This is a genomic window from Priestia sp. LL-8, from assembly GCF_036227845.1.
Lineage (GTDB): Bacteria > Bacillota > Bacilli > Bacillales > Bacillaceae_H > Priestia > Priestia zanthoxyli.
On the sequence record NZ_JAZAQH010000001.1, the window covers coordinates 166,226 to 192,457 of the forward strand.

Genomic DNA, 26,232 nt, shown 5'->3' on the forward strand with positions numbered 1-26,232 from the left:
TATTGTAATATTAAATCTGTTCGTCTCTTAATTTATGTAAAGGAGTGAACAATCTATTTTAAAAGTGAATACAAAGCGCCTGAACTAAGTAAAGGGACGGAAACGACTTAGTTGACGAGGAGGAGGTTTATCGAAGTATCGGCGGATGCCTCCCGGTTGTTGATTATCACGGCCGAAAACTTGATGTGAAAAACAATGAGGTGACTTATTGGACAAAAGCATTGAGATGATAATCATTGATGATGAAAAGAGACTCTCTTTTCATACATGAAGGAGGATTTTATCTATGTGCGGAATTGTAGGATATATTGGAACAGAAGATTCGAAAGAAATTTTATTACGTGGTCTTGAAAAGTTAGAATATCGTGGTTATGACTCAGCAGGTATTGCAGTGGTTAACAATGAAGGCGTACACGTATTCAAAGAAAAAGGCCGTATTGCAGAATTGCGTCAGGCAGTAGATAACAGTGTTGTAGCACCAGCAGGTATCGGTCATACGCGTTGGGCAACTCATGGTGTACCAAGCCAAGAAAATGCTCACCCGCATCAAAGTACATCTGGACGCTTCACACTTGTGCATAACGGTGTAATTGAAAACTACGCTATTTTGAAACGTGAATATTTACAAGATGTAACGTTTAAAAGCGAAACGGATACAGAAGTAATCGTTCAGTTAATTGAAAAAATCGCAGCAGAAGGCTTAGATGTAGAAGAAGCGTTCCGTAAGACAGTAAGCTTGCTTCACGGTTCTTATGCACTAGCTCTTGTTGATAACGAAGATAAAAATACAATCTACGTAGCTAAAAACAAAAGCCCGCTTCTTGTAGGTGTTGGCGAAGGATTTAACGTTGTAGCGAGCGATGCTATGGCAATGCTTCAAGTAACAGATCAGTACGTAGAATTAATGGATAAAGAAACAGTAATTGTTACAAAAGAAGGCGTAACAATTAAAACGCTTGATGGTGAAGTGGTAGAAAGAGCACCTTATACAGCAGAGCTTGATGCAAGTGATATTGAAAAAGGTACGTACCCTCACTATATGTTAAAAGAAATTGATGAGCAGCCTTTAGTTGTTCGTAAAATCATTCAAGAGTATCAAAATGAGAACAATGAACTGCACATTGATGCAGACATTTTAGGAGCAATGGATGAAGCAGACCGCATCTATATCGTAGCATGTGGAACAAGCTATCATGCAGGCCTAGTAGGTAAACAATTCATTGAAACGTGGGCGAAGGTTCCAGTAGAAGTGCACGTAGCAAGTGAATTCTCTTATAACATGCCGCTTTTATCTGAAAAGCCATTGTTTATCTTTATCTCTCAAAGTGGAGAAACAGCTGACAGCCGTGCAGTATTAGTTCAAATTAAAGAACTAGGTTACAAAGCGTTAACAATCACAAACGTTCCGGGATCAACATTATCTCGTGAATCTGATTATACGTTATTACTTCATGCAGGTCCGGAAATTGCTGTAGCATCAACAAAAGCTTATACAGCTCAATTAGCAGTGCTATCAATTCTAGCGGCTGTAACAGCAAAAACACGCGGCATTGAATTAGAATTTGATTTAGTTCAAGAGTTAGCAATCGTAGCAAACACAATGGAAGTACTTTGTGACGACAAAGAAGAAATGGAAAGCATTGCTCTTCAATTCTTAGCAACAACTCGCAACGCATTCTTTATTGGACGTTCTGTTGATTATTATGTAGGTTTAGAAGGTGCGTTAAAACTAAAAGAAATCTCTTACATCCAAGCAGAAGGATTTGCTGGAGGAGAGCTTAAGCACGGAACAATTGCTTTAATTGAAAACAATACGCCAATTATTGCATTAGCAACACAAGAGCATGTAAACTTAAGCATCCGTGGTAACGTAAAAGAAGTAGTAGCACGTGGAGCTAATCCTTGTATCATTTCAATGAAAGGATTAGAAACAGAAGAAGATCGCTACGTGATTCCGAAAGTTCATGAAACACTTTCACCACTAGCAGCGGTTATTCCTTTACAATTAATCTCTTACTACGCTGCATTGCACCGCGATTGCGATGTAGATAAACCACGTAACTTAGCAAAATCAGTTACTGTAGAATAATAAGGTTCTAGACACCCTTCTATTATAGAAGGGTGTTTTTGTATACAATTCTCATTGAGCTAAAAAATATATTTGCTTGCTCACTTTATTTTATATAATAGAGTAGGTAAATGAACGAAACTCACTTATAAAAAAGGAAGTGAAAAGTATTAGTGGAGTAGCTCAAAGTATAAAGTACGTGTTGCGAGGCATCTTTTTTGTCTTGTATTTTCCCTTTTATTTTGTATTTCAAATTTTGTGTAAGCTATGGGTATATTTTATCGCTAAGCCCCTCATATGGATAGGAACAAGAATTATTCAACCTGTCATTGATTTCATTTGGAGATACATTATACGTTTCTTGTTCGTTTATCCTATTTCTTGGCTATGGAGTGTCCTCATCTATCCTTTTATTCTCTTCGTTTGGAAACGATGTTTTTTGCCTATAACTAGATTTATATGGAAGTACGTTTTATACCCTGTGTTGTATCTAGTTTGTTACCCTTGTTATCTTTTCTGGAAATATGTTGTGCTGCCATTTTTCAATGAAATTGTTATTCCTGTGGTTTCATTTTGTCAGCGTATATTCCTCTGTTTCTGGAAAGGAGTTAAGTGGATTGTAATTCATATGATCTACTATCCTTTACGGTGGATTTGGATGAGATGTATATACAAACCGCTTAAAAATGTATATACAAAAATCATTCAGCCGGTTATCAAATGGTTTTCTCATTTATTTAGTTAATGAAATATACCAAAAGATTGCTTTTCTTTTTTAAGTATTAAACTCGAAAGATAAGAGGGAATTGATGTATAATAAAGACGGATATATCATTGCCTATTTATTTTATTAGATTCAATTTTGAAAGAGAGTGAAACAATATGGGCCGTAAGTGGAACAATATTAAAGAAAAGAAAGCGTCAAAAGATGCTAATACAAGTCGTATATATGCCAAGTTTGGCCGTGAGATTTATGTGGCTGCGAAACAAGGCGAGCCAGATCCAGAATCAAACCAAGCGTTAAAAGTTGTATTAGAACGCGCGAAAACATACAATGTGCCAAAAGCAATTATTGACCGTGCGATTGAAAAAGCAAAAGGCGGATCAGAAGAAAATTACGATAATCTTCGTTACGAAGGTTTTGGACCAAATGGCTCAATGGTTATCGTAGATGCTCTTACGAATAACGTAAACAGAACAGCTTCAGACGTGCGGGCTGCTTTTGGTAAAAACGGCGGTAATATGGGAGTAAGCGGATCAGTAGCGTACATGTTTGATCCAACAGCTGTTATTGGTGTAGAAGGTAAGGATGAAGAAGAGACGCTAGAACTGTTAATGGAAGCAGATGTAGATGTGCGTGACATTTTAGAAGAAGAAGATTCTGTAATTGTTTATGCTGATCCGGATCAATTCCATGCGGTACAAAAAGCGTTCAACGATGCTGGGATTACGGAATTTACAGTAGCTGAGCAAACGATGCTTGCTCAAAATGATGTAACTCTTCCTGAAGATGCACAAGCTCAGTTTGAAAAAATGATTGATGCATTAGAGGACCTAGAAGATGTGCAGCAAGTATATCACAACGTTGATTTAGGATAATAGTAAAAGAGGCAGACCTATCAAAGAGGTCTGTCTTTTTTTATAGGCCGTGTGAAAAGCATCTATTGACCCTTTCCCTTCGTTTGGAATATGGTAAGATAATGAATTAAGAATAGAAAATAGTAGAATTTTATAATAGATAAATGGAGGGAAAGCAGTTGAAAAAATTAATGGTGGGGATGGCGTTAACAGCTACACTTGCAACGGCTGTAACGCCTGGCTTTGGCTCAATCGTGGGAAATCAAGAAAAGGCATATGCAGCGACAGTTACATATAAAGTAACGGCAAGCAAGCTAAATGTGAGAAGTGGAGCGGGAACGACTTACGGGATTATTGGCAGCGTAGTGAAAGGTCAAATGCTATCTGTGGTGAGCAAAAGCGGAAGCTGGTACAAAATTAACTACAACGGCCGCACGGGCTACGTAAGCAGCGATTATGTACAAGCATCAGGAACAACAACGCCACCAGCAGAAAGCACAACGTACATAGTAACGGCAAGCACGCTAAATGTAAGAAGCGGAGCAGGCACCAACTATGCATCCATAGGAAGTGTGACAAAAGGCCAGAAGCTGTCCGTGGTGAGCAAAAGCGGAAGCTGGTACAAAATTAACTACAACGGCCGTACAGGCTACGTAAGTAGTGACTACGTACAGGTATCGGGAACAGGAGCAACGCCGCCGGCAGAAAGCACAACGTACACAGTAACGGCAAGCACGTTGAATGTAAGAAGCGGAGCGGGCACTAGCTATGCATCCATAGGAAGTGTGACAAAAGGCCAGAAGCTGTCTGTGGTGGGCAAAAGCGGAAGCTGGTATAAAATTAACTACAACGGCCGTACAGGATATGTAAGCAGTGACTATGTACAGGCTTCAGCTACAGCGTCTCCAAAGCTCGTAGTCGATTCTTTTAAAACGTTAGGTAACGCTCAGCAAGTCATCTTGGTTACAGCAGATAACTACGATACGAAGTCTGCTAAAATTCAAACGTTTGAAAAGGTCGATGGAAAATGGAAGCAAGTTTTAACTGCGAACGGTGTACTTGGACAAAAAGGATTCGCTTTATCTAAAAAAGAAGGAGATATGGAATCTCCGACAGGGAAATATACAATTGGCACAGCATTTGGACGCTATGCAAATCCTGGAACTAAGCTTCCATATCGAAAGATTACAGCAAATGATGTGTGGGTAGACGATTCAAAAAGCTCTCTATATAATACGTGGCAGCAAAAGCCGGCGAATGGCCGCTGGACGAGCGCTGAGAACATGGATATCCCGGCTTATGATTATGGGTTTGTCATTAATTATAATGAATCTAGAACCCCAGGAAAGGGAAGTGCAATCTTCTTTCATGTAGGAACAAATTATACAGCAGGATGTACGGCCACTTCTAAAGAACAAGTTGTCTCTATTTTAAAATGGTTAAATCCAGAGAAAAATCCGGTGATTATTCAATCTCCTGTAAGTGAATTAGATAAATATTAAGTTAGAAAGCAGCTGAATTCGTGTAATTCAGCTGCTTTTTTATGTAATTAAAAGCTTTGTCCGTCTGTGGTACGACAAAGTTAGTTTTCCTATTCATTGAATGAAAGCGTTTAATCTCTTACGATTAAAGTATCATCACGTAGAGAAAGGAAGAGAGCAAATGGCTCAATCTAATATAAAAGTAGCTGTACAAAAGTTTGGGAACTTTCTAAGTTCAATGGTTATGCCAAATATCGGAGCATTTATTGCATGGGGACTTATTACTGCTTTATTTATTCCAACAGGCTTTTTTCCAAATGAAAGCCTTGCCAAACTAGTGGATCCAATGGTCAAGTATTTGCTTCCGCTGCTAATCGGCTACACAGGAGGAAAGCTTGTACACGATCAGCGCGGAGGCGTTGTAGGTGCTATAGCGACCATGGGCGTCATCGTTGGATCTGATATTCCGATGTTTCTAGGCGCTATGATTATGGGACCGCTTGGCGGTTATATCATCAAGAAGTTTGATCAGTTTATTGAAGGTAAAGTCAAAACAGGATTCGAGATGTTAATTAATAATTTCTCAGCAGGTATTCTTGGAGGAATTCTAGCGATTCTAGCCTTTTTAGGAGTTAGCCCGGCTGTTGATGGATTTACAGGTGCACTTGTAGTGGGTGTAGATTGGATGGTTGCACATGGCCTTCTTCCACTTACAAGTATTCTAATTGAACCAGCTAAAATTTTATTCTTAAACAATGCTATTAATCACGGTATCTTATCTCCGATCGGAGCAGAACAAATTCGAACAAACGGACAGTCCATTCTATTGTTATTAGAAACAAATCCTGGTCCGGGATTAGGAATTCTGTTGGCGTATTGCTTCTTTGGAAAAGGAACAGCAAAACAGTCAGCGCCGGGAGCGGCCATCATTCATTTTATTGGCGGAATTCACGAAATTTACTTCCCTTACGTTTTAATGCGTCCTCTTCTAATCATTGCGGCTATTTTAGGAGGAATGAGCGGCGTATTTACATTTGTTCTTTTAGGTGGAGGCTTACAAGCGGTTGCTTCACCAGGAAGTATTTTGGCTATTTTAGCTGCTACACCAGGTAATGCAGGCAGCTATGTTGCAAATATCTCAGGTGTTCTTGTTGCAGCCGTCGTATCGTTTATTGTAGGTTCGTTAATTTTAAAAACGGGCAAGCAAACAGAAGATTTGGACGAAGCAGCTCGCAAAATGCAAGAGATGAAGGGCAAGAAGAGCTCTGTAGCAGGAAGCTTTACAAAACAGCAAGGCGACGTACCAGCAAGCGTTCAAAAAATTGTTTTTGCCTGTGACGCAGGTATGGGATCGAGTGCAATGGGCGCCTCTCTTCTTCGCAAGAAAGTTAAACAAGCAGATTTAAATATTTCGGTAACAAATACAGCTATCAGTAATATTCCAAGTGATGCTCAAATCGTTATTACACAGGAAGAGCTAACGCCAAGAGCTCAAAACAAAGTTCCAGATGCGTATCATATCTCGGTTGATAATTTTCTATCTAGCCCGGAATATGACAAATTAATTGATCAACTAAAAAATGATCATACTACTTCTAAGGCGGAAGAAGAAAAGAACGTATCTGTAGAAAATAATACAGATAGTAATGATGGTTTATTAAAAGAAGAAAACGTTTTCTTGAATCAGCACTTTTCTTCTAAGGAAGAAGCAATTCGATTTGCAGGAAGTGTGTTAGTAAAAGGCGGATATGTAGAAGAAAACTATGTTGAAGCGATGATTGAGCGCGACAATATGACTTCTACTTATATGGGAAATGACGTAGCGATTCCGCACGGTACGGAAGAAGCGAAAAAGAACGTTTTAAGATCAGGTTTTACAGTGATTCAAGTTCCAGAAGGCGTTTATTTTGATGGTGAGAAAGTTCGTTTAATTTTTGGAATTGCCGGAAAAGACGGCACCCATTTAGAAATTTTATCTGGTATCGCGATTACATGTTCTGATATGGACAATATTGAAAAGATGGTTCATGCCAAATCGGCTAAAGAATTAATGGCTATTATTCAAAGTAACTAACGGGATAGAAAGGCATGAAGATGCCTTTTTGTCCTTTGTTTATAAATAAGAAAAGAGTTGATGTTCTTGTTTATTACTTCAAGAGAAAAATCAATCATTGAGTTAATTATTAAAACGGCAGGAAAGCATACAGCACTTACACTTGCTACTTTTTTGAATGTAAGTGTAAGAACCGTTCACCGAGATTTAAAGGCAGTTGAATCAATACTTGAGAAATTTGATTTGAAGCTGATTCGTACACAAGATGAAGGACTAATGATTGAAGGTAAAAATGAACAAATTTTTCGTCTTATCCAAGAGCTGATGAAGATTAAAACGACGGATCAGTCTCCACAGGAAAGAAAATTAATTCTTTTAATTCTTCTTCTAGAAGAAGGAGATTCATTTAAATTACAAACGCTGGCTAAAGACTTAGAAGTAAGTATTACTACACTAACTGCTTATTTAGATGAACTCACGGAGTGGTTAACCACATTTGACGTTTTTCTTCACCGAAAAAGAGGGGTGGGAGTAGAGGTTCAAGCTACTGAAGCCAATAAAAGAAAGGCATTAGCTAATTATTTTCTTGTTCACTTTAATGAAGAGTTAATTGAGTGCTTGTTTCTAGTAGAAAATCAGCAGCATACGAATGAAAAGATTTTGCATTATTTTTATCCGGATTATTTGGCAGAAGTAGACCGAATTGTACATCAAGCGATTAATCAGCATCATTCTAAGCTGGCTGACAGCGATTATATAGGGCTCATTGTTCATATTTGCATTATGATACAGCGAACGAAAAAGCAAATGTATCTAGAAGGCGACGGCGGCCAAACGGAAGAGCTGGCGAGTGAACTGTTCTTAATGAAGGATATTTGCCGCGAAATTGAACGGGTATTTTCCCTTTCTTTCACGGAAAAAGATATTCATTTCTTAGCAGTACGGCTGCGTGCAGCAAAGTTCCAAACTACTAGAGACGTATATTACGACAGCGTAGTGGTTGGGCAGATTATTAAGAATATGATTGCTCATGTTTCTGTTCAGCTTAACACCGACTTAACCGGTGATTTTTCCCTTTACCAAGGGCTGCTTGCTCATATGGAACCGGCAATTTTTCGTCTTAAGCAGAAAATGGAGCTTTTTAATCCGTTAACAGAAGAGATTAAGAAAAAGTACCCGGTTTTATTTATGGCTGTAAGAAACAGTATCGATCAAGAGCTGCCGGATTTAGTTTTTCCAGATGATGAAGTGGCATATCTTGTTTTACATTTTGGTTCAACGCTAGTGCTAAAAGAAGAAGTCATGGAAATTCAGGCGCTGATTGTCTGTCCAACTGGAATCGGCACCTCAAAAATGTTAGCTAGCCGTATTCGTAAAGAGATTCCGGAGATTAATTCAGTTGTCATTAAATCGGTAAAAGAAATCAAAGAAGCCGCGCTTGAAGGGTATGACGTAGTGATTTCAACAGTAAGACTTCCTTTTTTAAATGTAGATTACATTTTAGTTAATCCACTCTTAACCGAAGAGGATATTCAATCCGTCCAGAATTTTTTACAGAAAAACATTCAAAAGTTAACCAAAGATAAGGACTATCGCTCGTTTCAATATAAAAATAAGACCGTTTCTACAGAAAAACCGTCTTTTGAGGAAACGATGAAGCAAATTAAAGATGTGCATGGAAGTATCGAGTCAATTCTTCAAAACCTTAGAATGTATCGATTTTCGGATGCAGTGAGTCATGATCAAGTGATTTCGCACGTAGTAAAAGCCGCTGAAAAAGAACGTTTAATAACCAATGCCAGCTGCGTTATTGATCAGCTTAAGGAACGAGAAAACAAAGGCGGTTTAGGTATTCCGCAAACGAGTATGGCACTGTTCCATTGCCGTGAACATCACGTGAAAGAGCTGATCTTTCAAGTTTCACATTTAGAACAGCCTTGCACAGTTAAAGGTATGGACGGAACAAACATGCAGGCGCGTAACCTTCTATTAATGCTTGCACCTGAGGAGTTAAGTGAAGCACAGCAAGAAATCTTAAGTTTAATTAGTACAAGTTTAATTGAAGATCATGAAGCAATGATGGTTTTTTCTTCTTCGAACGAAGAGATAATTCGCAAAAGGCTAGAGGATACGTTTCATGAGTACCTTCGAAATAATTTGATAAAGGAATGATTTTTGTGAAACAAGCAGTTCATTTTGGAGCAGGCAATATTGGGCGAGGATTTATTGGGGCATTATTTTCTCAAAGCAACTATTACGTTACATTCGTAGATATTGCTGAAAAGATTATTAATCAGTTAAACACAGATGAAGGGTATAACGTAATAACAGCCGCAGAGCACCCAGAGACATTAGCTGTTCAAAACGTATCTGGTTTAAATAATCTGACACAAGAACAAGCAGTCATTAAAGCGATTAAAGAAGCAACGTACATTACGACGGCCATCGGACCGAACGTTCTGCCGCGAATTGCTCCTTTAATTGCTAAAGGCTTGGCTGAGCGTGTGAAAACAAGCGACGAAAATGTATATATTATTGCATGTGAAAATCAAATCTCTGCCACAGATTTATTAAAAGGCTATATTTTTGATGCGCTGGATGAAGAGACAAAAGCTCATATGGTAAATAAGGTCTTTTTCTTCAATTCAGCTGTAGATCGTATCGTACCTATTCAACACAACCAAGGTTCGCTTGATGTTTTAGTAGAATCCTATTATGAATGGGTAGTAGAGGCACCTGAAGATATTCCTTTTGTAGAAGGAATGACGATTGTGCCTGACCTTGCTCCTTTTATTGAAAGAAAGTTATTTACAGTGAATACGGGACACGCGGTGATCGCATATTTTGGTTATTTAAAAGGAAAAGAAACGATTGATCAAACGTTAAGAGATTCAGATATTTACGAACAAGTACAGCAAACGCTACGAGAAACAGGAGACTATCTAATTAAGAGATATGCTTTAAATAGAGAGGAACACGAAGCCTACATCGTAAAAATTATTGAGCGCTTTAAGAATCCTCATTTAAATGATTCAGTTAAACGGGTAGGAAGAGCGCCAATTCGCAAGCTTGGACCTCAGGATCGTTTGATTCGTCCAGCGCTAGAAGCAAAAAAAGCGGGCCTTTCGTATACCCACTTAGCGAAGGCCATCGCTGCTGCGCTTCTATTTGACCCGCAAGAAGATAAAGAGGCTATGAAGCTTCAAGCGAATATTCATGAGTATGGTATTGAGTATGTATTAAAAGAGGTTAGTGGTTTAGAGGCAAGTAATGATTTAACAAAAGAAATCATTGCTCAATATAATGCTTTAAAATCGTAAATGAATTTAGTGCGTGTAAACAGTCCATTTTAAATGGACTGTTTTTCTTTTTGTAGAAAGGGAATGTTTGTGTATAGGAGGATGATAAAATGGTAGCTATTACTCACGTTGGATTAGCTGTACCTGATGTAGAAGAAGCCGTACAGTGGTATAGGAAAGTTTTAGGTTTTAAGCTGATTGCCGGTCCTTATACGTTTAATGCAGAGAAAGAACAAGCTGAAAATATGACTCAAGATTTACTGGGGTCTCATATTAAAAAAATGAAAAATGCTCACATGACAGCTGATAACCAGGTAGGCATTGAACTGTTTGAATTTAATAAGCCGCAAATGCCTCTTGTATTAAAAGAAAGCGATGAGCAGTATCAAAGTTATTTTCACATGTGTTTAATAGCCGATGACGTGGAAAAATTAGCGGATAAAATTGAACAATCAGGCGGTAAAAAGCGCAGCCAAGTATGGAATGCAAGACCTGGAAAACCTTATTATTTAATTTATTGCGAAGATCCGTTTGGGAATATTATTGAGCTATATTCACATAGTACGGAGCTCATGTATGGGAATAGAGAAGAATAAAAGCTTATCCACATTTTTTGGATAAGCTTTTATTTTTTCACAGCTGCCCGTAGCCATATACCTTTGCCAACTCTTCGAAGGTTTTTGATGAATACGTAATAGTTACGGATGTTCCTACTGCTACTTTATCGAATAGTTCTTCCACATCCGCATTGTGCATCCGTACGCAGCCGTGGCTCACATATTTGCCAATGCTAGCTTCTGAGTTGTTCCCATGAATACCGTATGTGTCGCCGGTTGTTCCGTTTGCATTAAGCCCTAGCCAGCGAGAGCCAAGAGGGTTATTAGGCGCGCCTCCTGCAATATGCCCTGTATAGTAAGGACGATTTTTAATTTTGTTAACGATCTTAAAAAAACCTACTGGCGTATCGCTCCATGTTTTTCCCGTAGCTACTGAATACGTCTTTTCTAACTCTCCGTTATGAAAATACGCAAGCTGATTTGTTTTTTTATTAATAATAATTAAATCTTCACTTGCTGTGTTTTCACTTGCGTCCGCCGTGCTTGCTGTATATGAAATACTGATAATAGCTGCGAGACACAAAGCAGCTGCTCGCAGTAGAATTTTTCTCACGTTCTAGCCATCTCCTCTATTGTTCTTTTATATATTTGATGAATTACATGCTATTAGTGTATAAAAGAAAAATGGACTGAACATGAACCTTATCTGAATGAAAACTGAAAGTCCGTTTTTATTTATGCGCGAATATAAAGTAAAAATCTGGGCAGAAATACAACTAAAGGTCTGGTACATATCTCATGAAAAAGAGAAAAATGAAAATGCACCTTGTCTGTTTAATTTAGGATGTATTATCATGAAAGTTTGAAATGAAGGGCAGGAGGTGGAACAAACAGATGCTTAAAGAATTTAAAGAGTTTGCTTTGCGAGGGAACGTATTAGATTTAGCAGTCGGTGTTATTATTGGAGCGGCATTTGGGAAAATTGTCACGTCTCTTGTAAATGATATTATTATGCCGCTGATTGGTTTGTTGTTAGCAGGGATAGACTTTAAAGATTTATCCTTTACAGTTGGGAAAGCTACGGTATTATATGGGTCTTTTATTCAAACAATTGTTGATTTTTTAATTGTCGCATTCTCGATTTTCTTATTTATTCGTTTCTTTAATCGTTTTAAGAGAAAAGAAGAAGAGAAAGTAGAGGAAGAAGTGGCTGTTCTGTCAAAAGAAGAAGAAATTTTAACAGAAATTCGTGATTTGCTAAAAGCAGAAGCAGTGAAAGAGCGTTCATAGCAGCAATTTTTACATACGTATAAAACGGCTAAGAGGCCCGTCTTTTCATAAGAAAAGCGGGCTTTTTTCGTGTGAAATTTCTCGGGAAATGTTAGTGGTATGATCATGGGAAAATTAGGCGTGAAAGCGAGAGAGATAGGAATGTTAAAATCATATTAAAAGTGTTAAGATATTGTAAATAGGAGGCTTAAGGTTATGTTTAAACATTTGTATCGTTCTTTGCCAATGCTGGTGGCGTATGGGCTGCTTAGCGTTTTTTTATACAGTGTTGTGATGCTTAATATATCAAATGACACAAAGATATTGTTTGACTGGGCCCAAATCCATACAGCTGGGTTCGTCGTATTAATAGGGGGATGCTCACTTGTCTTATGGGCGCTCACTTTCTATTTGCTACTTCGATTTAATCAGATAGAGAGAATACAAGGTTCACAGTGGTACGCCATTTTTACGGCAATTGTGTTTTCAATTGCGGTAGCAGCCGTTTCTGCTATGGTTTTTGTTATATATCATATTGATATACATAATCCAGGCAAAACAATAGAGTGGATGCAAGCATACCCCGAACGCTATCTTTTTACGGTATTTTTACTTTCGCTGTTAACACTAGCGATCATTATGCTAGTGGGGGAAGTTTATTTAGGGTCTGGAATTACCTTCGTTCTGTATTTTATTTTGGCTCTCGTAAACTATTACAAAAAAATCTTTCGAAATGAACCGTTGTTTCCGAACGATTTTATTCAAGCGAGTCAGTTAAAAGAAGTTATTCCGATGATTAAAGATTCGATTTCAATTCCTATTGTAATAGGAGTTATTGGATCAATCGTTGTACTGATCGCTCTTTGGTTTTTCTTGCCGAAAATCAAAATTCGATGGTTTCTTCGAATTATTATGATTTTGCCACTTATCTTTTTAATGAAATCATTTTTATTCTTTGAACACTCGTTTGCTCAAAAATATTATGATCAATATGCTGCGCTGATGCCTTGGAATCAGCAAAATAATTATTACTATAATGGACCTGTTATTGGGATGATTTCAAATGTTAAAACAGATGTGCTACAAGAGCCGGATGACTACTCACAGGAAGTAATGGCCAAAGTGGCAAAGCGCATTCAGTCACAGGAAGAGAAAACACAAGAAAGCAAGGCTGAAGTCAAACCAAACGTCGTGTTTGTGATGAACGAAACGTTTTGGGATCCAACAAAGCTTAACGTGACGTTCTCTGAAGATCCAATGAAAAATACAAGAGAACTTCAAAAGAAATATCCTTCTGGATGGTCTTTAAGCCCTTCGTTTGGCGGAGAGACAGCTAATGTGGAGTTTGAAGCGCTAACGAGCTACTCTTTGTCTTTCTTTAACCCTGGAGGCCTTCCTTATCAGCATGTATTGAGTAAAAAAGAGTATCCGTCTTTTGTTTCTTATTTAGAAAAACAAGGCTATGTTACAACAGCTATGCATCCAAATAGCGGCATGCTCTATATGAGACAAAATGTGTATCCAAATTTGGGGTTTGATCAAGTGAAGTTTATCGATGAAATGAAGCATACCCAAAAAGATAACAAAGAATTTGTTTCCGATGAAGCGGTAGTTGATGAAGTGCTCGATACGCTTCGTCAGTCGAAAAAGCCTGCATTTGTGCATGCTGTAACGATTGCAAATCATCTTCCTTACTCACCCGATAAGTATAATGGTCAGGAAACAATTAAAGTAACCGGTAAAGGGTTGTCACCGGAAATGCAAAAGGAAATTGAAATTTATGCTGAAGGAATTAAACGTTCAGATGCTGCTTTAAAACGATTGAACGATGAAATTCAAAAGCTGGACGAGCCGACAATTGTAGTATTTTGGGGAGATCATTTGCCAGCACTTGGACAAAATCTTCAAGCTTACAAAGAAACGGGCTTTGGAAACGAGAAAACGCAGCAAACATCTCAAAAATTTTATGAGACGCCACTCTTATTTTTATCTAATTACGATACGAAAATAGATAAAAATCTCGGTACGATGAGTCCTATTTATATTGCTCCGACGCTTGTTCAATCTCTTGGTTACAAAAGTAATCTGTTCTACGATCAGTTGAATCAAATGAAAACAGAAGTGCCGGCTTTTCGTTCAAATATGTATATAGATTCAAAAGGAAAGCTAGTGGATGATCCGGCAGCGCTCTCTAAAAAGGCTGCAAAAGACCTTCAAGATTACCATGAAGTTGAGTTTGATACATTATCCGGGAAACAGTATGAAACGCATAAGTTGTATAAATAAAAATAAAAACTCCTTTTAAATAAAAGGAGTTTTTATTTTTTAAGTGTTTAAGGTTGTACTAAAAAATAATTCATGTATAATATTTTAAGGTTAAAAGTAAACTTTAAGTTAAGTAAAACAAAACCTGAGTTTGGAACAGCATGAACAATCATTCATGCTGTTTGCTAATTTTAAATACAGTTGAGGATCGAGAGTATGGAAATAGGAAAGAAAATTAAAAATTTACGATTAAAAAAAGGTTTAACACAAGAAGAGTTAGGAGAACGTACTGATTTAAGCAAAGGCTATATTTCGCAGCTAGAGCGCGATTTAAGTTCGCCGTCTTTAGAAACGTTTTTTAGTATTTTGGAAGTGCTAGGGTGCGAGCCGAAAGAATTCTTCGAAATTGATACGCATGTTCAAAAGGTTGTATACAGAGAGGAAGACTACACGAGTTATTGCGAAGATGAAAAAGGTTACCATATTCAGTGGCTTGTACATGAATCAAATGAAAAAGAAATGGAGCCAATTCGTCTTATTCTTCATGAAAAAGGTGCATTTAAGAGATTTGAGCCTTCCCTTTCAGAAACGTTTGGCTACATTTTGCGCGGGTGTGTGAAGGTGAAGCTTGGAGGCAGAATATATGAAGCCAAACAAGGAGAAACCATTTATTTTCAAGCTTCTGAAGAACATCAGATTTTAAATGCTCATGACGGAATAACAGAGTTAATTATCGTGGCGACAGAGTCTTATTTATAGAACAAAAGAGGTGAAGTGAAATGACATCTACGAATACAATTATTCAATTTGAAAATGTGACCAAGCAATATGATAATGATTCAGTTGTATTGGATCATGTAAGCTTTGAAATTGAAAAAGGGAAGTTTTATACCCTCTTAGGTCCATCGGGATGTGGAAAGACAACGATTTTACGATTAATTGCAGGCTTTACGGAAGCCTCAAGCGGAACGATTTATTTTAATGGGAAAAGAATTAATGATGTCCCGGCTAACAAACGTCAGGTTAATACGGTTTTTCAAGACTACGCACTTTTCCCCCATTTGAATGTATTTGAAAATGTAGCATTTGGTCTTCGAATCAAGAAGATAAAAAATGCTGATATTGCAATAAAAGTTAAAGAAGCCCTTCGTTTTGTTAACTTAGAAGGATATGAAAACAGAGAAATAAAGGAAATGTCGGGCGGCCAAAGACAGCGCGTAGCCATTGCACGAGCAATTGTAAATCAGCCCGAAGTCATTTTGCTGGACGAGCCGCTTTCAGCTCTTGATCTAAAATTGCGTACGGAAATGCAATACGAGTTAAGAGAATTACAGCGTCGTCTAGGTATTACGTTCATTTTTGTTACGCACGATCAAGAAGAAGCGCTTGCGATGTCCGATGAAATCTTTGTTTTGAATAAAGGAAGAATCCAGCAGAGCGGGGAACCTACAGATATTTATGATGAGCCAATTAATCGTTTTGTTGCCGATTTTATTGGTGAATCAAATATTGTACCAGGTAAAATGATTGCTGACTTTTTAGTGGAGTTTGGCGGCCAGCAATTTGAATGTGTCGATCAAGGATTAAACCGCAATGAGCAAGTTGAAATTGTGATTCGTCCTGAAGATTTAGCCATTACAAGCTCAGATCAAGGAAAGCTGCAGGTTCGTGTAGATTCACAGCTGTTTAGAGGAGTCCATTATGAAATTTTAGGCTATGACCATGCAGGGAATGAGTGGCTCGTTCACTCTACGAAAAAGGCAACGGTTGGCGAAGAAATTGGTTTATATTTTGAACCTGAAGCTATTCATGTTATGCGATTTAATGAAACGGAAGAAGAATTTGATAAGCGACTCGAAGGTTATGAAGAGGATTACCATGCAAACTAAATCAAGAAATATTTATTTAGTCCCGTACGTGTTATGGATTTTGCTTTTTGTAGTTGCTCCCATTGTATTAGTTGTCTATTATTCTTTTTTCAGCATTGATAATGAGCTGACGCTTGAAAACTATAAGAAATTTTTTACCCCTGTTTATTTACAGATGACGCTGAGCTCATTTTGGTATGCCTTTTTAATTACGTTATTTTCCTTGGTTTTTTCTTATCCCACAGCTTATTTACTAACGAAGCTTAAGCATAAGCAGCTTTGGCTTCTACTGATTATTTTACCGACGTGGATTAACCTATTATTAAAAGCCTATGCTTTTTTAGGTATATTCGGCACGTACGGTACGGTTAATAAGTTTACTGAATTTCTGGGACTTGGTACTCATCAAATTTTATTTACTGACTTTAGTTTTGTATTTGTATCGGTATATATTTTTATCCCCTTTATGATTTTGCCGATCTTTAACTCTTTAGAAGAACTTAATCCCTCGCTTATCTACGCTTCGCGAGACTTGGGGGCATCTTCATGGGTGACATTTAAGCGAGTGGTATTTCCGCTAACGCTAGAAGGGGTTAAATCAGGTTGTCAGGCTGTTTTTATTCCCGCACTATCACTCTTTATGATTACGCGTTTAATTGCTGGAAACCGCGTCATTACACTTGGAACAGCGATTGAACAACATTTTTTAGTGACGCAGGATTGGGGCATGGGCGCCACAATAGCCGTCTTTTTAATTATTGCGATGGCCGTTATGATGCTCATAACAGGCACTGGAAAGAGAGGTGTGTAAAATGAAGAGAAAGTGGAAGTTCAGCCACCTTTATTTATTTTTTGTATTTTTCATTTTATACGCGCCCATTTTTTATTTAATGTATTACTCTTTTAACAGCGGGGGAAACATGCGTGAATTTGAAGGGTTTACGTTAGATTGGTACAAAGAAGTGTTTCAAGACACACGTTTGCTTATCATTGTCTTGAATACCTTAATTATTGCTCTATTGTCTTCGGTTATTTCAACGATTATTGGCGTGGTAGGGGCACTTGCTATCGTATACGTGAAGCGCAGACGTGTTCAAAATACGCTGTTAACATTTAATAATGTGTTAATTGTGAGTCCAGATGTTATTATTGGCGCATCGTTTTTAATCCTATTTACCATTATTGGTGTAAAGCTCGGATTTATATCGGTATTATTAGCGCATATTGCATTCAGTGTACCGATTGTGGTCATCATGGTTCTGCCTAAGCTGCAGGAAATGAGTCCGACACTGCTTGATGCAGCCCGTGATTTGGGCGCAAGCCGCTTTGAAGTACTTTCGAAAGTGGTATTGCCATTTATTCGTCCGGGTATCTTTGCAGGCTTTTTTATGGCTTTAACTTACTCTTTGGATGACTTTGCGGTTACGTTCTTTGTGACCGGGAATGGTTTTTCCACGCTTTCAGTAGAAATTTACTCGTTAGCAAGAAGAGGGGTCTCGCTGAAAATCAATGCTCTTTCTACTCTTATTTTCATGTTTACCGTGCTGATTGTAATCGGTTATTACTTTATCAGTCAGCGATATAGCAATAAAGTGAAAGGGGTGGCGACTGGAAAATGAAGCAATTAGCAAAGCCGTTTATCTTCATCGTCATCCTTTCTTTCGTTCTTATGTACGTGGTTCACCATTTGAACAATGCCGAAGGATACTCTGGAGGAGATACGCTGACCGTCTATAATTGGGGAGATTATATTGATCCTGATTTAGTGAATCAGTTTGAAAAAGAAACCGGAATTAAAGTCATTTATCAGACCTTTGATTCGAATGAAGCAATGATGACCAAAATTGAACAAGGCGGTACGACATTTGATATTGCTGTGCCTTCTGAGTACGCGATTAGCAAGATGCGTGAAGAAAATTTACTATTGCCAATTGATCATTCGAAGCTGCCTAATTTAAAATACATTAATCCGCGTTTTTTAGACTTATCTTTTGATCCTGGCAATAAGTACTCTATTCCTTATTTTTGGGGAACTGTGGGTATTGTTTATAATTCCGATATGATTCATGGTAAGAAGATAAAAAGTTGGAATGATTTATGGGATCCTAAGCTGAAAAATCAAATTTTACTTGCAGATGGCGCTAGAGAAGTGATGGGAATGGGGCTAAATAGCTTAAATTATTCATTAAATGATACGAATAAAGCCCATCTTCAAGAAGCAAAAAGAAAGCTTGATACATTAACACCAAATGTCAAAGCCATTGTAGGAGACGAGATTAAGATGCTCCTAGCAAATGAAGAAGCGGCAATTGGCGTTGTTTGGTCAGGCGATGCTTCTGAAATTATGAGTGAAAACGATAAGCTGAATTACGTTGTTCCAGAAGAAGGTTCGAATTTATGGTTTGATAACATGGTTATTCCAAAAACGGCTAAAAACGTAGAAGGCGCACATAAATTCATGAATTTTATGCTAGATCCTAAACACGCTGCTCAGAATGCGGAATATGTAGGGTATTCTACGCCTAATAAAAAAGCGTTAGATTATTTGCCGAAAGAAGTAGCTGAAGATGAACGTTTTTACCCAGAGGAAGAACTAACAAAAAAGCTTGAAGTATATAATAACTTAGGCAAACGAATGCTTGCTTATTACAATGAGTTATTTTTAGAATTTAAAATGCACCGTAAATAAAAGGAACTTAATTAGGTCTTTATACGTAAGTTCTTTATTGTTTTTGTAAATTCAGTTGCATGATAACAAGAGGAAAGATAAAATACAAACGAGTAAAGCTAATAACATTTATTTTATGTTATTAGCTTTTTTATTTGTAAAACGGGAAAGATAAGAGAAAATTGAATGTTCTATTATTCATCTAGAATTTATATTTCACATTATATAGGAGAGAAAAAGTGAAGCAAAAACAAAAGCAGCATATTCAATCCATTTATTTTTTACGATTATTCGCTATGATGATGGTTGTGCTCGTACATGTAACAGCAGCGTATGCAACGGTACTGCCATTTGCAAGCGAAGCTTATCAGAAATATCATTTTCTTAACCGAATTGTTCGAATTGAAGCAGGAATCTTTATTGTGATCACAGGTTTGGTTTTCTTTTATAGTTATATTAATAAGCCTTTAACAAAGACTTTATGGAAAACGTATTATGCTCGAAGAGTGACATATATTTTGGTTCCCTATATTATTTGGGCACTTATTTATGAATTTTATTCGTACTATGTAGGAGCAACAGAATTAAATGCATCTGATATTGTGAAACGTATTTTACGCGGAGAGTCCTACTATCAGCTTCATTTTATCTTTTTAATTGTACAAGTCTATCTCGTGCTGCCGGTTTTTGTATGGCTAGCACAAAAAATAACCATTTTTAAAAAATACATGTGGCTGTTTGGCATTATCATTCAGCTTGGTTATTTAATGCTTAACAATACGTATCATATCACTTCATTTAATTTATTTTTAAATACAATGGCTACGTTTTTACTCGGCGGTTGGATTGGCATTTATTATCGCGAGCAAGTGGATAAAAAGTACAGTCGATCGAATGTTGTATTATTTCTGGTGACGCTCGGATCGGGAATAGCTATTTCACTGTTAAATTATCACTTGTACACAATGAAGACAATCCGAATTTCTGGCTTTACGTATGAGGCTGTTAATACGCTTTATTTGGTCGCTGGAAGTTATTTCTTCTTCCGAATTGCAGAGATATTAGCTGAAAAGCTTTCTGTGAAGTCCGTGACGACCGTTAAAAATATTGCCATGTACTCGTTTGGATTTTACTTGATTCACCCAATGGTTTTAAACTTTGTGGCAAAAGCAGTACCAATACAAGGAAATTACATGTTTCACTTTGAAATCGTGGCACGCTATGTTTTAACATTAGCGGGCTGTTACCTCATCATTTGGGGATGTCATCGTCTTTTACCGTTTGCTAGCTTTCTGTTTGGTAAACTGCCAAAAGAAGCAGTGTTCATTTACCGACGTCCGGATCATAAATAGCGTTTAGTTAAAAGTTATGTCTGCTTGCAGGCATAACTTTTTTTATAAAGTATAAGAGATGATAACACGCTAGTTTTAAAATATTTTTAAAAGTGACATGCTAAGATAATGCTTACTTAGGTAATGACAAAAGGGGGAATTTGATATGCGTGTACTTGTGGTAGAAGACGATGCTTCATTATTACACGGTATCGTAGAAGGCTTAAAAGAAGAAGGATATGAAGTTGATTGTGCGTCTGAAGGAGATGAAGGTTTGTTTTTAGCAGAGCAGAATATTTATGATGCCTTGATTTTAGATATTATGCTACCGGGTATGACAGGGCTTGACATACTAAAAAAGCTAAGAAAACAAAAGGTGCTGACGAAAGTTATTTTTCTCACTGCAAAAGATAGTGTAGAAGATCGAGTGAAAGGACTCGATTATGGAGCTGATGATTATTTGGTTAAGCCTTTTGCCATGGCTGAACTTTTTGCGAGGTTAAGGGTGATGCTCAGAGACTTGCAGGCAGAAGAAGGCATGATTTCATATGGTCCCATTTCTATACGAGAAGCCAATCATGAAGTTATGATAAATGGGAGTGCCCTAACGTTAACGATTAAAGAATTTCAGCTTTTGGAATACTTTATTCGAAATAAAGAACAAATCCTGATTCGAGATCAAATTTTTAATCGGGTATGGGGATTTACATCTGATGTAGGAGTGGGTGTAGTAGACGTCTATGTTCACCATTTAAGAAAGAAGCTTCAGCCTTTTAATTGTGACGGTTATGTACGTACAGTCAGAGGCGTAGGCTTTATGTTAAAAGGGGAAGAGCATGTTTAAAAAGACAAGAATCAGGCTTGTGTTATTTAACACAATGGTGCTGATGGTTATTTTGAGCATTTTTAGTTTAGTTTTATATTTTTATATGCAGCATGTTATTTTTTTAAATCCAGACAATCGGTTAAGTGAGATGAGGGAGCAAGTAAAAAAAAGAAACCTACATGAAATTCAAGAAAATAATGAAAGAGAAACAGAAAGGCGCGTTGCGTTTTTACTTTGGAGCAGTGATAAAAAGTTAATTAAAATCACACCTAAAAAAGGGTTATATACAAACGATATTGACGACTTTAAGCCCGCGCTCTCAGAAGGGAAAATCCAAACGTCGCAAGAGGTAAACGGTCATGCTTATCGAGTGATGAATGTGAAAAACGAAGGGTATATAAAAGACCAAGACGTTTCAACGATTCAACTTGTCTTAAACGTAGATCCAGAAATTCAAACCTTAGAGCATCTTGCTTTTCTTCTTATCATTTCAGCGTTTATTGGACTGCTTCTTTCGCTTGTAGCCGGCTTGTTTTTAGCTAATCGAGCGCTTGTACCTATACAAAAGTCGTGGAACAAACAGGTCGAATTTATTGCAGATGCTTCCCATGAGTTAAGAACGCCTCTTTCCGTGATGCAAACGCATCTCGAGCTATTGTTTAGACGACCAAATCATACGATTGAGCAAGAAAGCGAAAATATTTATCAAAGCTTAAACGAAGTGAAGCGGATGACGAAGCTGGTGGGTAACTTACTAACACTGGCTAGATCTGATTCAAGTGCACAGCTGCTAAACAAAACGGTCTTTAATATGGGCGAGCTGGTTGATAAAGTAGCTAATCAATTTGAGCCCATATTTGAACTAAAGGAGCTTCATTTCACAAGGGAGATTGAATCGTTAATGTGCGGAGGAGATCAAGAAAGACTTCATCAGCTATGTATGATTTTATTAGATAACGCTTTTAAATACACGCCCTCTGGAGAAAGCATTCACATCAGTCTAAAGAAACATCATCACTCTATGACGTTAATCGTTAGAGACACAGGCGTTGGAATTGAAGCGAAAGACCTTCCATATGTGTTTGATCGCTTTTATCGAAGTGATAAGAGCCGAGCACGTGCTGAAGGAGGGTCAGGTTTAGGTCTCGCGATTGCCAAATGGATTGTACAAGCTCATGACGGAGAAATTAAGGTTTTTAGCCAAAAAAACGTGGGTACGGAATTTCATGTGAAAATTCCGCTATGAAAAAAGCTGCCTATCATCAGGCAGCTTTTTTCATCACTTTTTTGTTGGCAGTCTTCCACGCTTTCCATGCATTAGCAAGTAACAGGCCGATTAATAAATAGGCAAGGCCGCCAAAAACTAAGTAATCTACAGCGCTAATCGCCCCCGCAAGCAGTCCAAATTTTATTTGGTCTTTATACTTTGCAGGAGAAGTTGGCGGATCCGTCACCATGAAGAAGGCTAAAAATAAAGCGGAATTGACAAAAGGAGCTCGTAAAGCATCCGCTACATCTCCTATTCCTATTAATGACATAATCGTAAAAATAGCAAAATACACGCCTGAAAATGCAAATACTTGAGGGAATTTATTTACTTTGCTTGTCACAAGGTACCCCGTCACAAACACAAACACAATGAGCCATACAGGTAGTAAAGATAAGCTTCCCCACCAGCTTTGGCCGCTTGAAAAGACAATAAGTGAAAAGAGAAGACCAAAAGCGGCAGGGTTAAAAATCGGCTTCTTTTTAACTTTTACTAAGTGCTTCGATAAAATCGCAACAGCTACAGTGCAAAATGTGACCCAAGCAGGTGTAGAGGTGCTGAGCACTAAGGCAATAATTAATCCAGTAATAATTCCGCCGTCAGGAAGCTGAATTTTCTTTTTATAAGCAAAAGAAAATCCTAAATCTAAGGCGGCCGCCGAAGATACGGCAAGCAGTAGGTGTCCTAACCCTTGAAAGGCAGAAGAGTTGAATTCACCTAATAAAGTTAAAAGCAGCAGCATAGCGATTACATATCTTTTAGGTGTTTTAACTAGCTGCGCCCATCGACTTACTTCCTTTGGTTTGTTTTCATCTACAATAATATAACCTTTTGGTGTACTAATATATTTAACACCGCTTCTTCGTTCAGAACGTGTGGTCATAATTCATTAATTCCTCCATATCTGATGTGAAAAAAGGAGTGAAACTAGAATCGAAGAGCACGCCGCGTATGTCGGCATCATTCAATAAATTTACTCCTTTTTCTGCTCCTAAAATAAAAGCTGACGTAGATAACGCATCGGCCAGCATGGCAGAAGGAGCAATAGCTGTACAACTCAGTAGACTGCTTCGAGTGGATGGAGATAAGGGATTAACCAAATGATGCGTTGATGGATGCGTCTTATTTTTTCTAGCATAATTTCCTGATGTGCAGACAGCCGTATCTGTTACACGCAAAGTGAGTAATGACTGCGTTTGAATCGCAGGGTGCTGAATCCCGACTTTCCACAATTCTCCGTGTTGATTGAGGCCTTTAACTAGGATGTCTCCTCCCGCATTAATCATAAAATGCTGATAAGGAATGGAGCGGGCAGCTAAATCAATTGCCAATCCTTTGGCGACCGCTCCAAGATCTATAATCATCGGTTTTTGTAAGAGAACCGTTTTTTTATGTGTATCCAATACGATGTCTTTATAACTTCCAGAATTGACTGCTTCGTTCACTTGTACGGGCTTTCCATATAAGTAGTGTTCGTTAAAACCGCGGTTTTCTAATTGTTTTCCTACCGTTGGGTCAAAGATGCCATTCGTTTCATTTGCTACTAAGACAGCGAAATGAAGGGCTTCAAATAATAGAGGACTAACAGAAACCGGTTCTTTGACATGTCTCATTAGTTTCATAACTTCGCTTTTGGTATCAAATCGACTGCATATCGTTTCAACGGTTTTAAAAATAGTAAATGCCTTTGAGATGTGGTGAAGGACATTTGCTTCCTCTGATTGCGGAGCAATTACTTGAATGGACACGGTTGTTCCCATACATAAGACAGAGCGGCTATACGTTTTTATGGACATCATTCGTTTCTCCTTTATGCATTCATTGCTTGCTGAAGTGCGTCGTCCACGGCATTTTGAAAATCTTCTGTACTAAGCGTTGCTCCGCTCACGACGTCGACATCTGAGCTTTGTCTTTGTACCACTTGAGACGGAAGATTCTCAATGTAACTCTCAGAATAGTGAGTATCCGCTTCTGTAATTTCAACTATATCAATTCGATCGTTTTTAATGGTCACCGATACGTAAACAGTTCCGATACGGTTGCTTCCTTGTCCAGCATACGTTCCATCTTTGTATTTTGTTTTAGGAGCAGAACTTTCGGTACTCGCTGATGAAGGGTTCTTATTAGAAGAAGCTATATCTTCTCCCCAGTTGTCATTAACAATCGTTTGATTGTCTGTCTGATCGGTCGTGTTTTTCTGATGACGAGCCGGCGTGACTTGAACAGCTTGCGCGTCAGATAGAGTGTTTATATAACCGGTTGCATAAATACTTCCAATGGCTACGCTGCAGGCAGCAATCATCGTTTTTCCCATTTTACTCATGATTGTTGAACCTCCTGATTTATACCAGAACTATAAGTTCGATTATTGATGGTGATCTTTAGCATAGATAAACTTTACAAATAAACTTTTAAAAAAGATTTAAAATCAAAAAAGTTTTTTTAAAAATAAATGATCTAAGTGAAAAGGTCATTTTAAATAATGAAAGGAGAAGCTGGAATTTCTTTCACAAGCCTAGCTATTTTGACATACGTAATAATAGTTAATATTTCTGTTTACTATCTAAACGTGCATGATAAAATAGAAAAGATGAATATGTGTTAGGAGGAACATCAGTGAAAATTAAGCTTGGCCTTTTATACGGAGGAAAATCCGCTGAACATAAAGTATCTTTACAAACAGCTCTAGCAGTTTCAAAAGCAATTAATCACGATAAATATGAAGTGCATCCAATTTACATTACAGAAACAGGAAAGTGGATTCGCGGCACACAGCTGACTGGTCCGCTTGAAACAGTTGCTCAATTAGAAATTCAAGATAACGGAACTGCTATTTCACCAGTTTCATTGAATACGGAAATGTTTGCATTAACAGATTCAAAAACAGATGATCAGCTAGATGTTATTTTCCCACTTCTTCATGGTCCAAATGGAGAAGATGGTACGGTACAAGGATTATTAGAATTATTGAATATTCCTTATGTTGGAAATGGTGTATTAGCTTCAGCGGCTGGTATGGATAAAGTTGTAATGAAGCAGCTGTTTGCACAGGCAGGTCTGCCTCAAGTAGAGTACGTATCATTTATCCGCCGCGAGTGGGAAGCAGATCGAACGGCTGCTTATGAAAAAGTAGAAACACTTGGATACCCTTGCTTTGTTAAACCAGCAAACTTGGGTTCAAGCGTTGGGATTAGCAAATGTGATAACCGCGAAGAGTTAGAAGCGGCATTTGTTGAAGCCTTCTTATTCGATCGAAAAATCATTGTAGAAGCAGCAGCAGTTGGTCGTGAAGTTGAAATTGGTGTGTTAGGGAATGATGAAGCAGCTTGTTCAGTAGTTGGAGAAATCTTACCTAAAAAAGCGTTTTACGATTACAAAGCCAAATATGAAGACGGCGATACAGGTCTTATTATTCCAGCTGAAATTACAGAAGAACAGCATCAAGAAATGTCAGCACTAGCAATCAAAGCATTTAAAGCAATTGATGGATCTGGTCTTGTGCGTGCAGATTTCTTCTTAACATCAGAAGGTAAATTCATTATTAATGAAGTGAATACGATGCCTGGTTTTACACCTTTCAGTATGTTCCCGTTATTGTGGAAACACGCAGGGGTTGAATATCCAGATTTAATTGAAAAACTTGTATCACTAGCAATTGAACGTCATACTGAAAAGCAGCAAATTAAACACACAATGTAACTC

Annotated in this window: 22 protein-coding genes; 18 read left to right on the top strand and 4 right to left on the bottom strand. The window is 37.8% G+C overall.

The annotated features are described in order from the left end of the window. The first annotated feature begins 286 nt into the window (after nucleotides 1-286). From glmS to U9R83_RS01010, 7 genes are all read left to right on the top strand, one after another. Complete coding sequence (glmS, locus tag U9R83_RS00980) at nucleotides 287-2,089, top strand: glutamine--fructose-6-phosphate transaminase (isomerizing) (RefSeq protein ID WP_014461996.1); 1,803 nt, start codon at nucleotides 287-289, stop codon at nucleotides 2,087-2,089. Nucleotides 2,090-2,950: 861 nt separating this feature from the next. After that, nucleotides 2,951-3,667 carry a YebC/PmpR family DNA-binding transcriptional regulator gene (locus U9R83_RS00985; RefSeq protein WP_013054976.1) on the top strand — a complete coding sequence of 239 codons (717 nt, stop codon included), beginning with the start codon at nucleotides 2,951-2,953 and terminating at the stop codon, nucleotides 3,665-3,667. Between the two features lie 143 nt (nucleotides 3,668-3,810). Further along, the gene (locus U9R83_RS00990) at nucleotides 3,811-5,148 is read left to right on the top strand and encodes an SH3 domain-containing protein (protein WP_208732802.1); all 1,338 of its coding nucleotides are present in this window, start codon (nucleotides 3,811-3,813) and stop codon (nucleotides 5,146-5,148) included. Nucleotides 5,149-5,308: 160 nt separating this feature from the next. Continuing rightward, a complete protein-coding gene (locus U9R83_RS00995) occupies nucleotides 5,309-7,201 on the top strand; it encodes a PTS mannitol transporter subunit IICBA (protein ID WP_014461992.1) in 1,893 nt (630 codons plus the stop codon). Nucleotides 7,202-7,261: 60 nt separating this feature from the next. Beyond that, a complete protein-coding gene (locus tag U9R83_RS01000; RefSeq protein WP_226556531.1) occupies nucleotides 7,262-9,352 on the top strand; it encodes a BglG family transcription antiterminator in 2,091 nt (696 codons plus the stop codon). A gap of 5 nt (nucleotides 9,353-9,357) precedes the next feature. After that, entirely contained in the window at nucleotides 9,358-10,500 is a 1,143-nt protein-coding gene (locus U9R83_RS01005) for a mannitol-1-phosphate 5-dehydrogenase (RefSeq protein ID WP_208732800.1), read from the top strand. A gap of 89 nt (nucleotides 10,501-10,589) precedes the next feature. Beyond that, nucleotides 10,590-11,075 carry a VOC family protein gene (locus U9R83_RS01010; protein ID WP_208732799.1) on the top strand — a complete coding sequence of 162 codons (486 nt, stop codon included), beginning with the start codon at nucleotides 10,590-10,592 and terminating at the stop codon, nucleotides 11,073-11,075. A 37-nt stretch (nucleotides 11,076-11,112) separates the two neighbouring features. Here U9R83_RS01010 and U9R83_RS01015 read toward each other — a convergent pair whose 3' ends face one another. Continuing rightward, nucleotides 11,113-11,649, bottom strand: coding sequence for a L,D-transpeptidase (locus U9R83_RS01015; protein ID WP_182421757.1), 537 nt, complete (start codon nucleotides 11,647-11,649; stop codon nucleotides 11,113-11,115). Between the two features lie 281 nt (nucleotides 11,650-11,930). On the opposite strand from U9R83_RS01015, the gene mscL reads away from it, so the two are divergent. The 10 genes from mscL to U9R83_RS01065 all read left to right on the top strand — a co-directional run bounded on the left by mscL (nucleotide 11,931) and on the right by U9R83_RS01065 (nucleotide 22,509). Further along, nucleotides 11,931-12,326: a large conductance mechanosensitive channel protein MscL gene (mscL, locus tag U9R83_RS01020; RefSeq protein WP_013081402.1), complete on the top strand. Its 396-nt coding sequence runs from the start codon at nucleotides 11,931-11,933 to the stop codon at nucleotides 12,324-12,326. Between the two features lie 195 nt (nucleotides 12,327-12,521). Further along, a complete protein-coding gene (locus U9R83_RS01025; protein ID WP_208732798.1) occupies nucleotides 12,522-14,591 on the top strand; it encodes an LTA synthase family protein in 2,070 nt (689 codons plus the stop codon). Nucleotides 14,592-14,786: 195 nt separating this feature from the next. Next, a complete protein-coding gene (locus U9R83_RS01030; protein WP_013054985.1) occupies nucleotides 14,787-15,329 on the top strand; it encodes a helix-turn-helix domain-containing protein in 543 nt (180 codons plus the stop codon). A 20-nt stretch (nucleotides 15,330-15,349) separates the two neighbouring features. Then, complete coding sequence (locus U9R83_RS01035) at nucleotides 15,350-16,459, top strand: ABC transporter ATP-binding protein (protein WP_014461986.1); 1,110 nt, start codon at nucleotides 15,350-15,352, stop codon at nucleotides 16,457-16,459. Continuing rightward, a complete protein-coding gene (locus U9R83_RS01040) occupies nucleotides 16,449-17,249 on the top strand; it encodes an ABC transporter permease (protein ID WP_013054987.1) in 801 nt (266 codons plus the stop codon). Before U9R83_RS01035 ends, U9R83_RS01040 begins: the two co-directional genes overlap by 11 nt. 1 nt (nucleotide 17,250) lies before the next feature. Continuing rightward, complete coding sequence (locus tag U9R83_RS01045; RefSeq protein ID WP_014461984.1) at nucleotides 17,251-18,057, top strand: ABC transporter permease; 807 nt, start codon at nucleotides 17,251-17,253, stop codon at nucleotides 18,055-18,057. After that, complete coding sequence (locus U9R83_RS01050; RefSeq protein ID WP_042992389.1) at nucleotides 18,054-19,127, top strand: ABC transporter substrate-binding protein; 1,074 nt, start codon at nucleotides 18,054-18,056, stop codon at nucleotides 19,125-19,127. The genes U9R83_RS01045 and U9R83_RS01050 overlap by 4 nt, the downstream gene beginning before the upstream one ends. 218 nt (nucleotides 19,128-19,345) lie before the next feature. Next, nucleotides 19,346-20,458, top strand: a complete 1,113-nt coding sequence (locus U9R83_RS01055) for an acyltransferase (protein WP_042992388.1) — start codon at nucleotides 19,346-19,348, stop codon at nucleotides 20,456-20,458. Between the two features lie 145 nt (nucleotides 20,459-20,603). Further along, on the top strand, nucleotides 20,604-21,281 hold the full coding sequence (locus U9R83_RS01060; protein WP_013054991.1) for a response regulator transcription factor: 678 nt from the start codon (nucleotides 20,604-20,606) through the stop codon (nucleotides 21,279-21,281). Beyond that, a complete protein-coding gene (locus tag U9R83_RS01065) occupies nucleotides 21,274-22,509 on the top strand; it encodes a sensor histidine kinase (RefSeq protein WP_208732797.1) in 1,236 nt (411 codons plus the stop codon). Before U9R83_RS01060 ends, U9R83_RS01065 begins: the two co-directional genes overlap by 8 nt. 16 nt (nucleotides 22,510-22,525) lie before the next feature. On the opposite strand, the gene U9R83_RS01070 is transcribed toward U9R83_RS01065, so the two are convergent. Genes U9R83_RS01070 through U9R83_RS01080 form a run of 3 tightly spaced genes read right to left on the bottom strand, consistent with a single transcriptional unit; the run spans nucleotide 22,526 to nucleotide 24,853 of the window. Then, nucleotides 22,526-23,413, bottom strand: a complete 888-nt coding sequence (locus U9R83_RS01070; protein ID WP_014461981.1) for an RnfABCDGE type electron transport complex subunit D — start codon at nucleotides 23,411-23,413, stop codon at nucleotides 22,526-22,528. Next, on the bottom strand, nucleotides 23,397-24,329 hold the full coding sequence (locus tag U9R83_RS01075) for an FAD:protein FMN transferase (RefSeq protein WP_014461980.1): 933 nt from the start codon (nucleotides 24,327-24,329) through the stop codon (nucleotides 23,397-23,399). Before U9R83_RS01075 ends, U9R83_RS01070 begins: the two co-directional genes overlap by 17 nt. Before the next feature lie 11 nt (nucleotides 24,330-24,340). Next, the gene (locus U9R83_RS01080; protein WP_208732796.1) at nucleotides 24,341-24,853 is read right to left on the bottom strand and encodes an FMN-binding protein; all 513 of its coding nucleotides are present in this window, start codon (nucleotides 24,851-24,853) and stop codon (nucleotides 24,341-24,343) included. Nucleotides 24,854-25,146: 293 nt separating this feature from the next. Between U9R83_RS01080 and U9R83_RS01085 the strand changes: the two genes are divergently transcribed. Then, on the top strand, nucleotides 25,147-26,229 hold the full coding sequence (locus U9R83_RS01085; protein WP_013054995.1) for a D-alanine--D-alanine ligase: 1,083 nt from the start codon (nucleotides 25,147-25,149) through the stop codon (nucleotides 26,227-26,229). Nucleotides 26,230-26,232 lie beyond the last annotated feature (3 nt).

Bases quoted from the DNA above. Each gene is read 5' to 3' on its own strand.
- glmS (WP_014461996.1), top strand. From the start codon at position 287: ATGTGCGGAATTGTAGGATATATTGGAACAGAAGATTCGAAAGAAATT.
- U9R83_RS00985 (WP_013054976.1), top strand. From the start codon at position 2,951: ATGGGCCGTAAGTGGAACAATATTAAAGAAAAGAAAGCGTCAAAAGAT.
- U9R83_RS00990 (WP_208732802.1), top strand. From the start codon at position 3,811: ATGGAGGGAAAGCAGTTGAAAAAATTAATGGTGGGGATGGCGTTAACA.
- U9R83_RS00995 (WP_014461992.1), top strand. From the start codon at position 5,309: ATGGCTCAATCTAATATAAAAGTAGCTGTACAAAAGTTTGGGAACTTT.
- U9R83_RS01000 (WP_226556531.1), top strand. From the start codon at position 7,262: ATGTTCTTGTTTATTACTTCAAGAGAAAAATCAATCATTGAGTTAATT.
- U9R83_RS01010 (WP_208732799.1), top strand. From the start codon at position 10,590: ATGGTAGCTATTACTCACGTTGGATTAGCTGTACCTGATGTAGAAGAA.
- mscL (WP_013081402.1), top strand. From the start codon at position 11,931: ATGCTTAAAGAATTTAAAGAGTTTGCTTTGCGAGGGAACGTATTAGAT.
- U9R83_RS01025 (WP_208732798.1), top strand. From the start codon at position 12,522: ATGTTTAAACATTTGTATCGTTCTTTGCCAATGCTGGTGGCGTATGGG.
- U9R83_RS01030 (WP_013054985.1), top strand. From the start codon at position 14,787: ATGGAAATAGGAAAGAAAATTAAAAATTTACGATTAAAAAAAGGTTTA.
- U9R83_RS01035 (WP_014461986.1), top strand. From the start codon at position 15,350: ATGACATCTACGAATACAATTATTCAATTTGAAAATGTGACCAAGCAA.
- U9R83_RS01040 (WP_013054987.1), top strand. From the start codon at position 16,449: ATGCAAACTAAATCAAGAAATATTTATTTAGTCCCGTACGTGTTATGG.
- U9R83_RS01045 (WP_014461984.1), top strand. From the start codon at position 17,251: ATGAAGAGAAAGTGGAAGTTCAGCCACCTTTATTTATTTTTTGTATTT.
- U9R83_RS01050 (WP_042992389.1), top strand. From the start codon at position 18,054: ATGAAGCAATTAGCAAAGCCGTTTATCTTCATCGTCATCCTTTCTTTC.
- U9R83_RS01060 (WP_013054991.1), top strand. From the start codon at position 20,604: ATGCGTGTACTTGTGGTAGAAGACGATGCTTCATTATTACACGGTATC.
- U9R83_RS01065 (WP_208732797.1), top strand. From the start codon at position 21,274: ATGTTTAAAAAGACAAGAATCAGGCTTGTGTTATTTAACACAATGGTG.
- U9R83_RS01070 (WP_014461981.1), bottom strand. From the start codon at position 23,413: ATGACCACACGTTCTGAACGAAGAAGCGGTGTTAAATATATTAGTACA.
- U9R83_RS01075 (WP_014461980.1), bottom strand. From the start codon at position 24,329: ATGATGTCCATAAAAACGTATAGCCGCTCTGTCTTATGTATGGGAACA.
- U9R83_RS01080 (WP_208732796.1), bottom strand. From the start codon at position 24,853: ATGAGTAAAATGGGAAAAACGATGATTGCTGCCTGCAGCGTAGCCATT.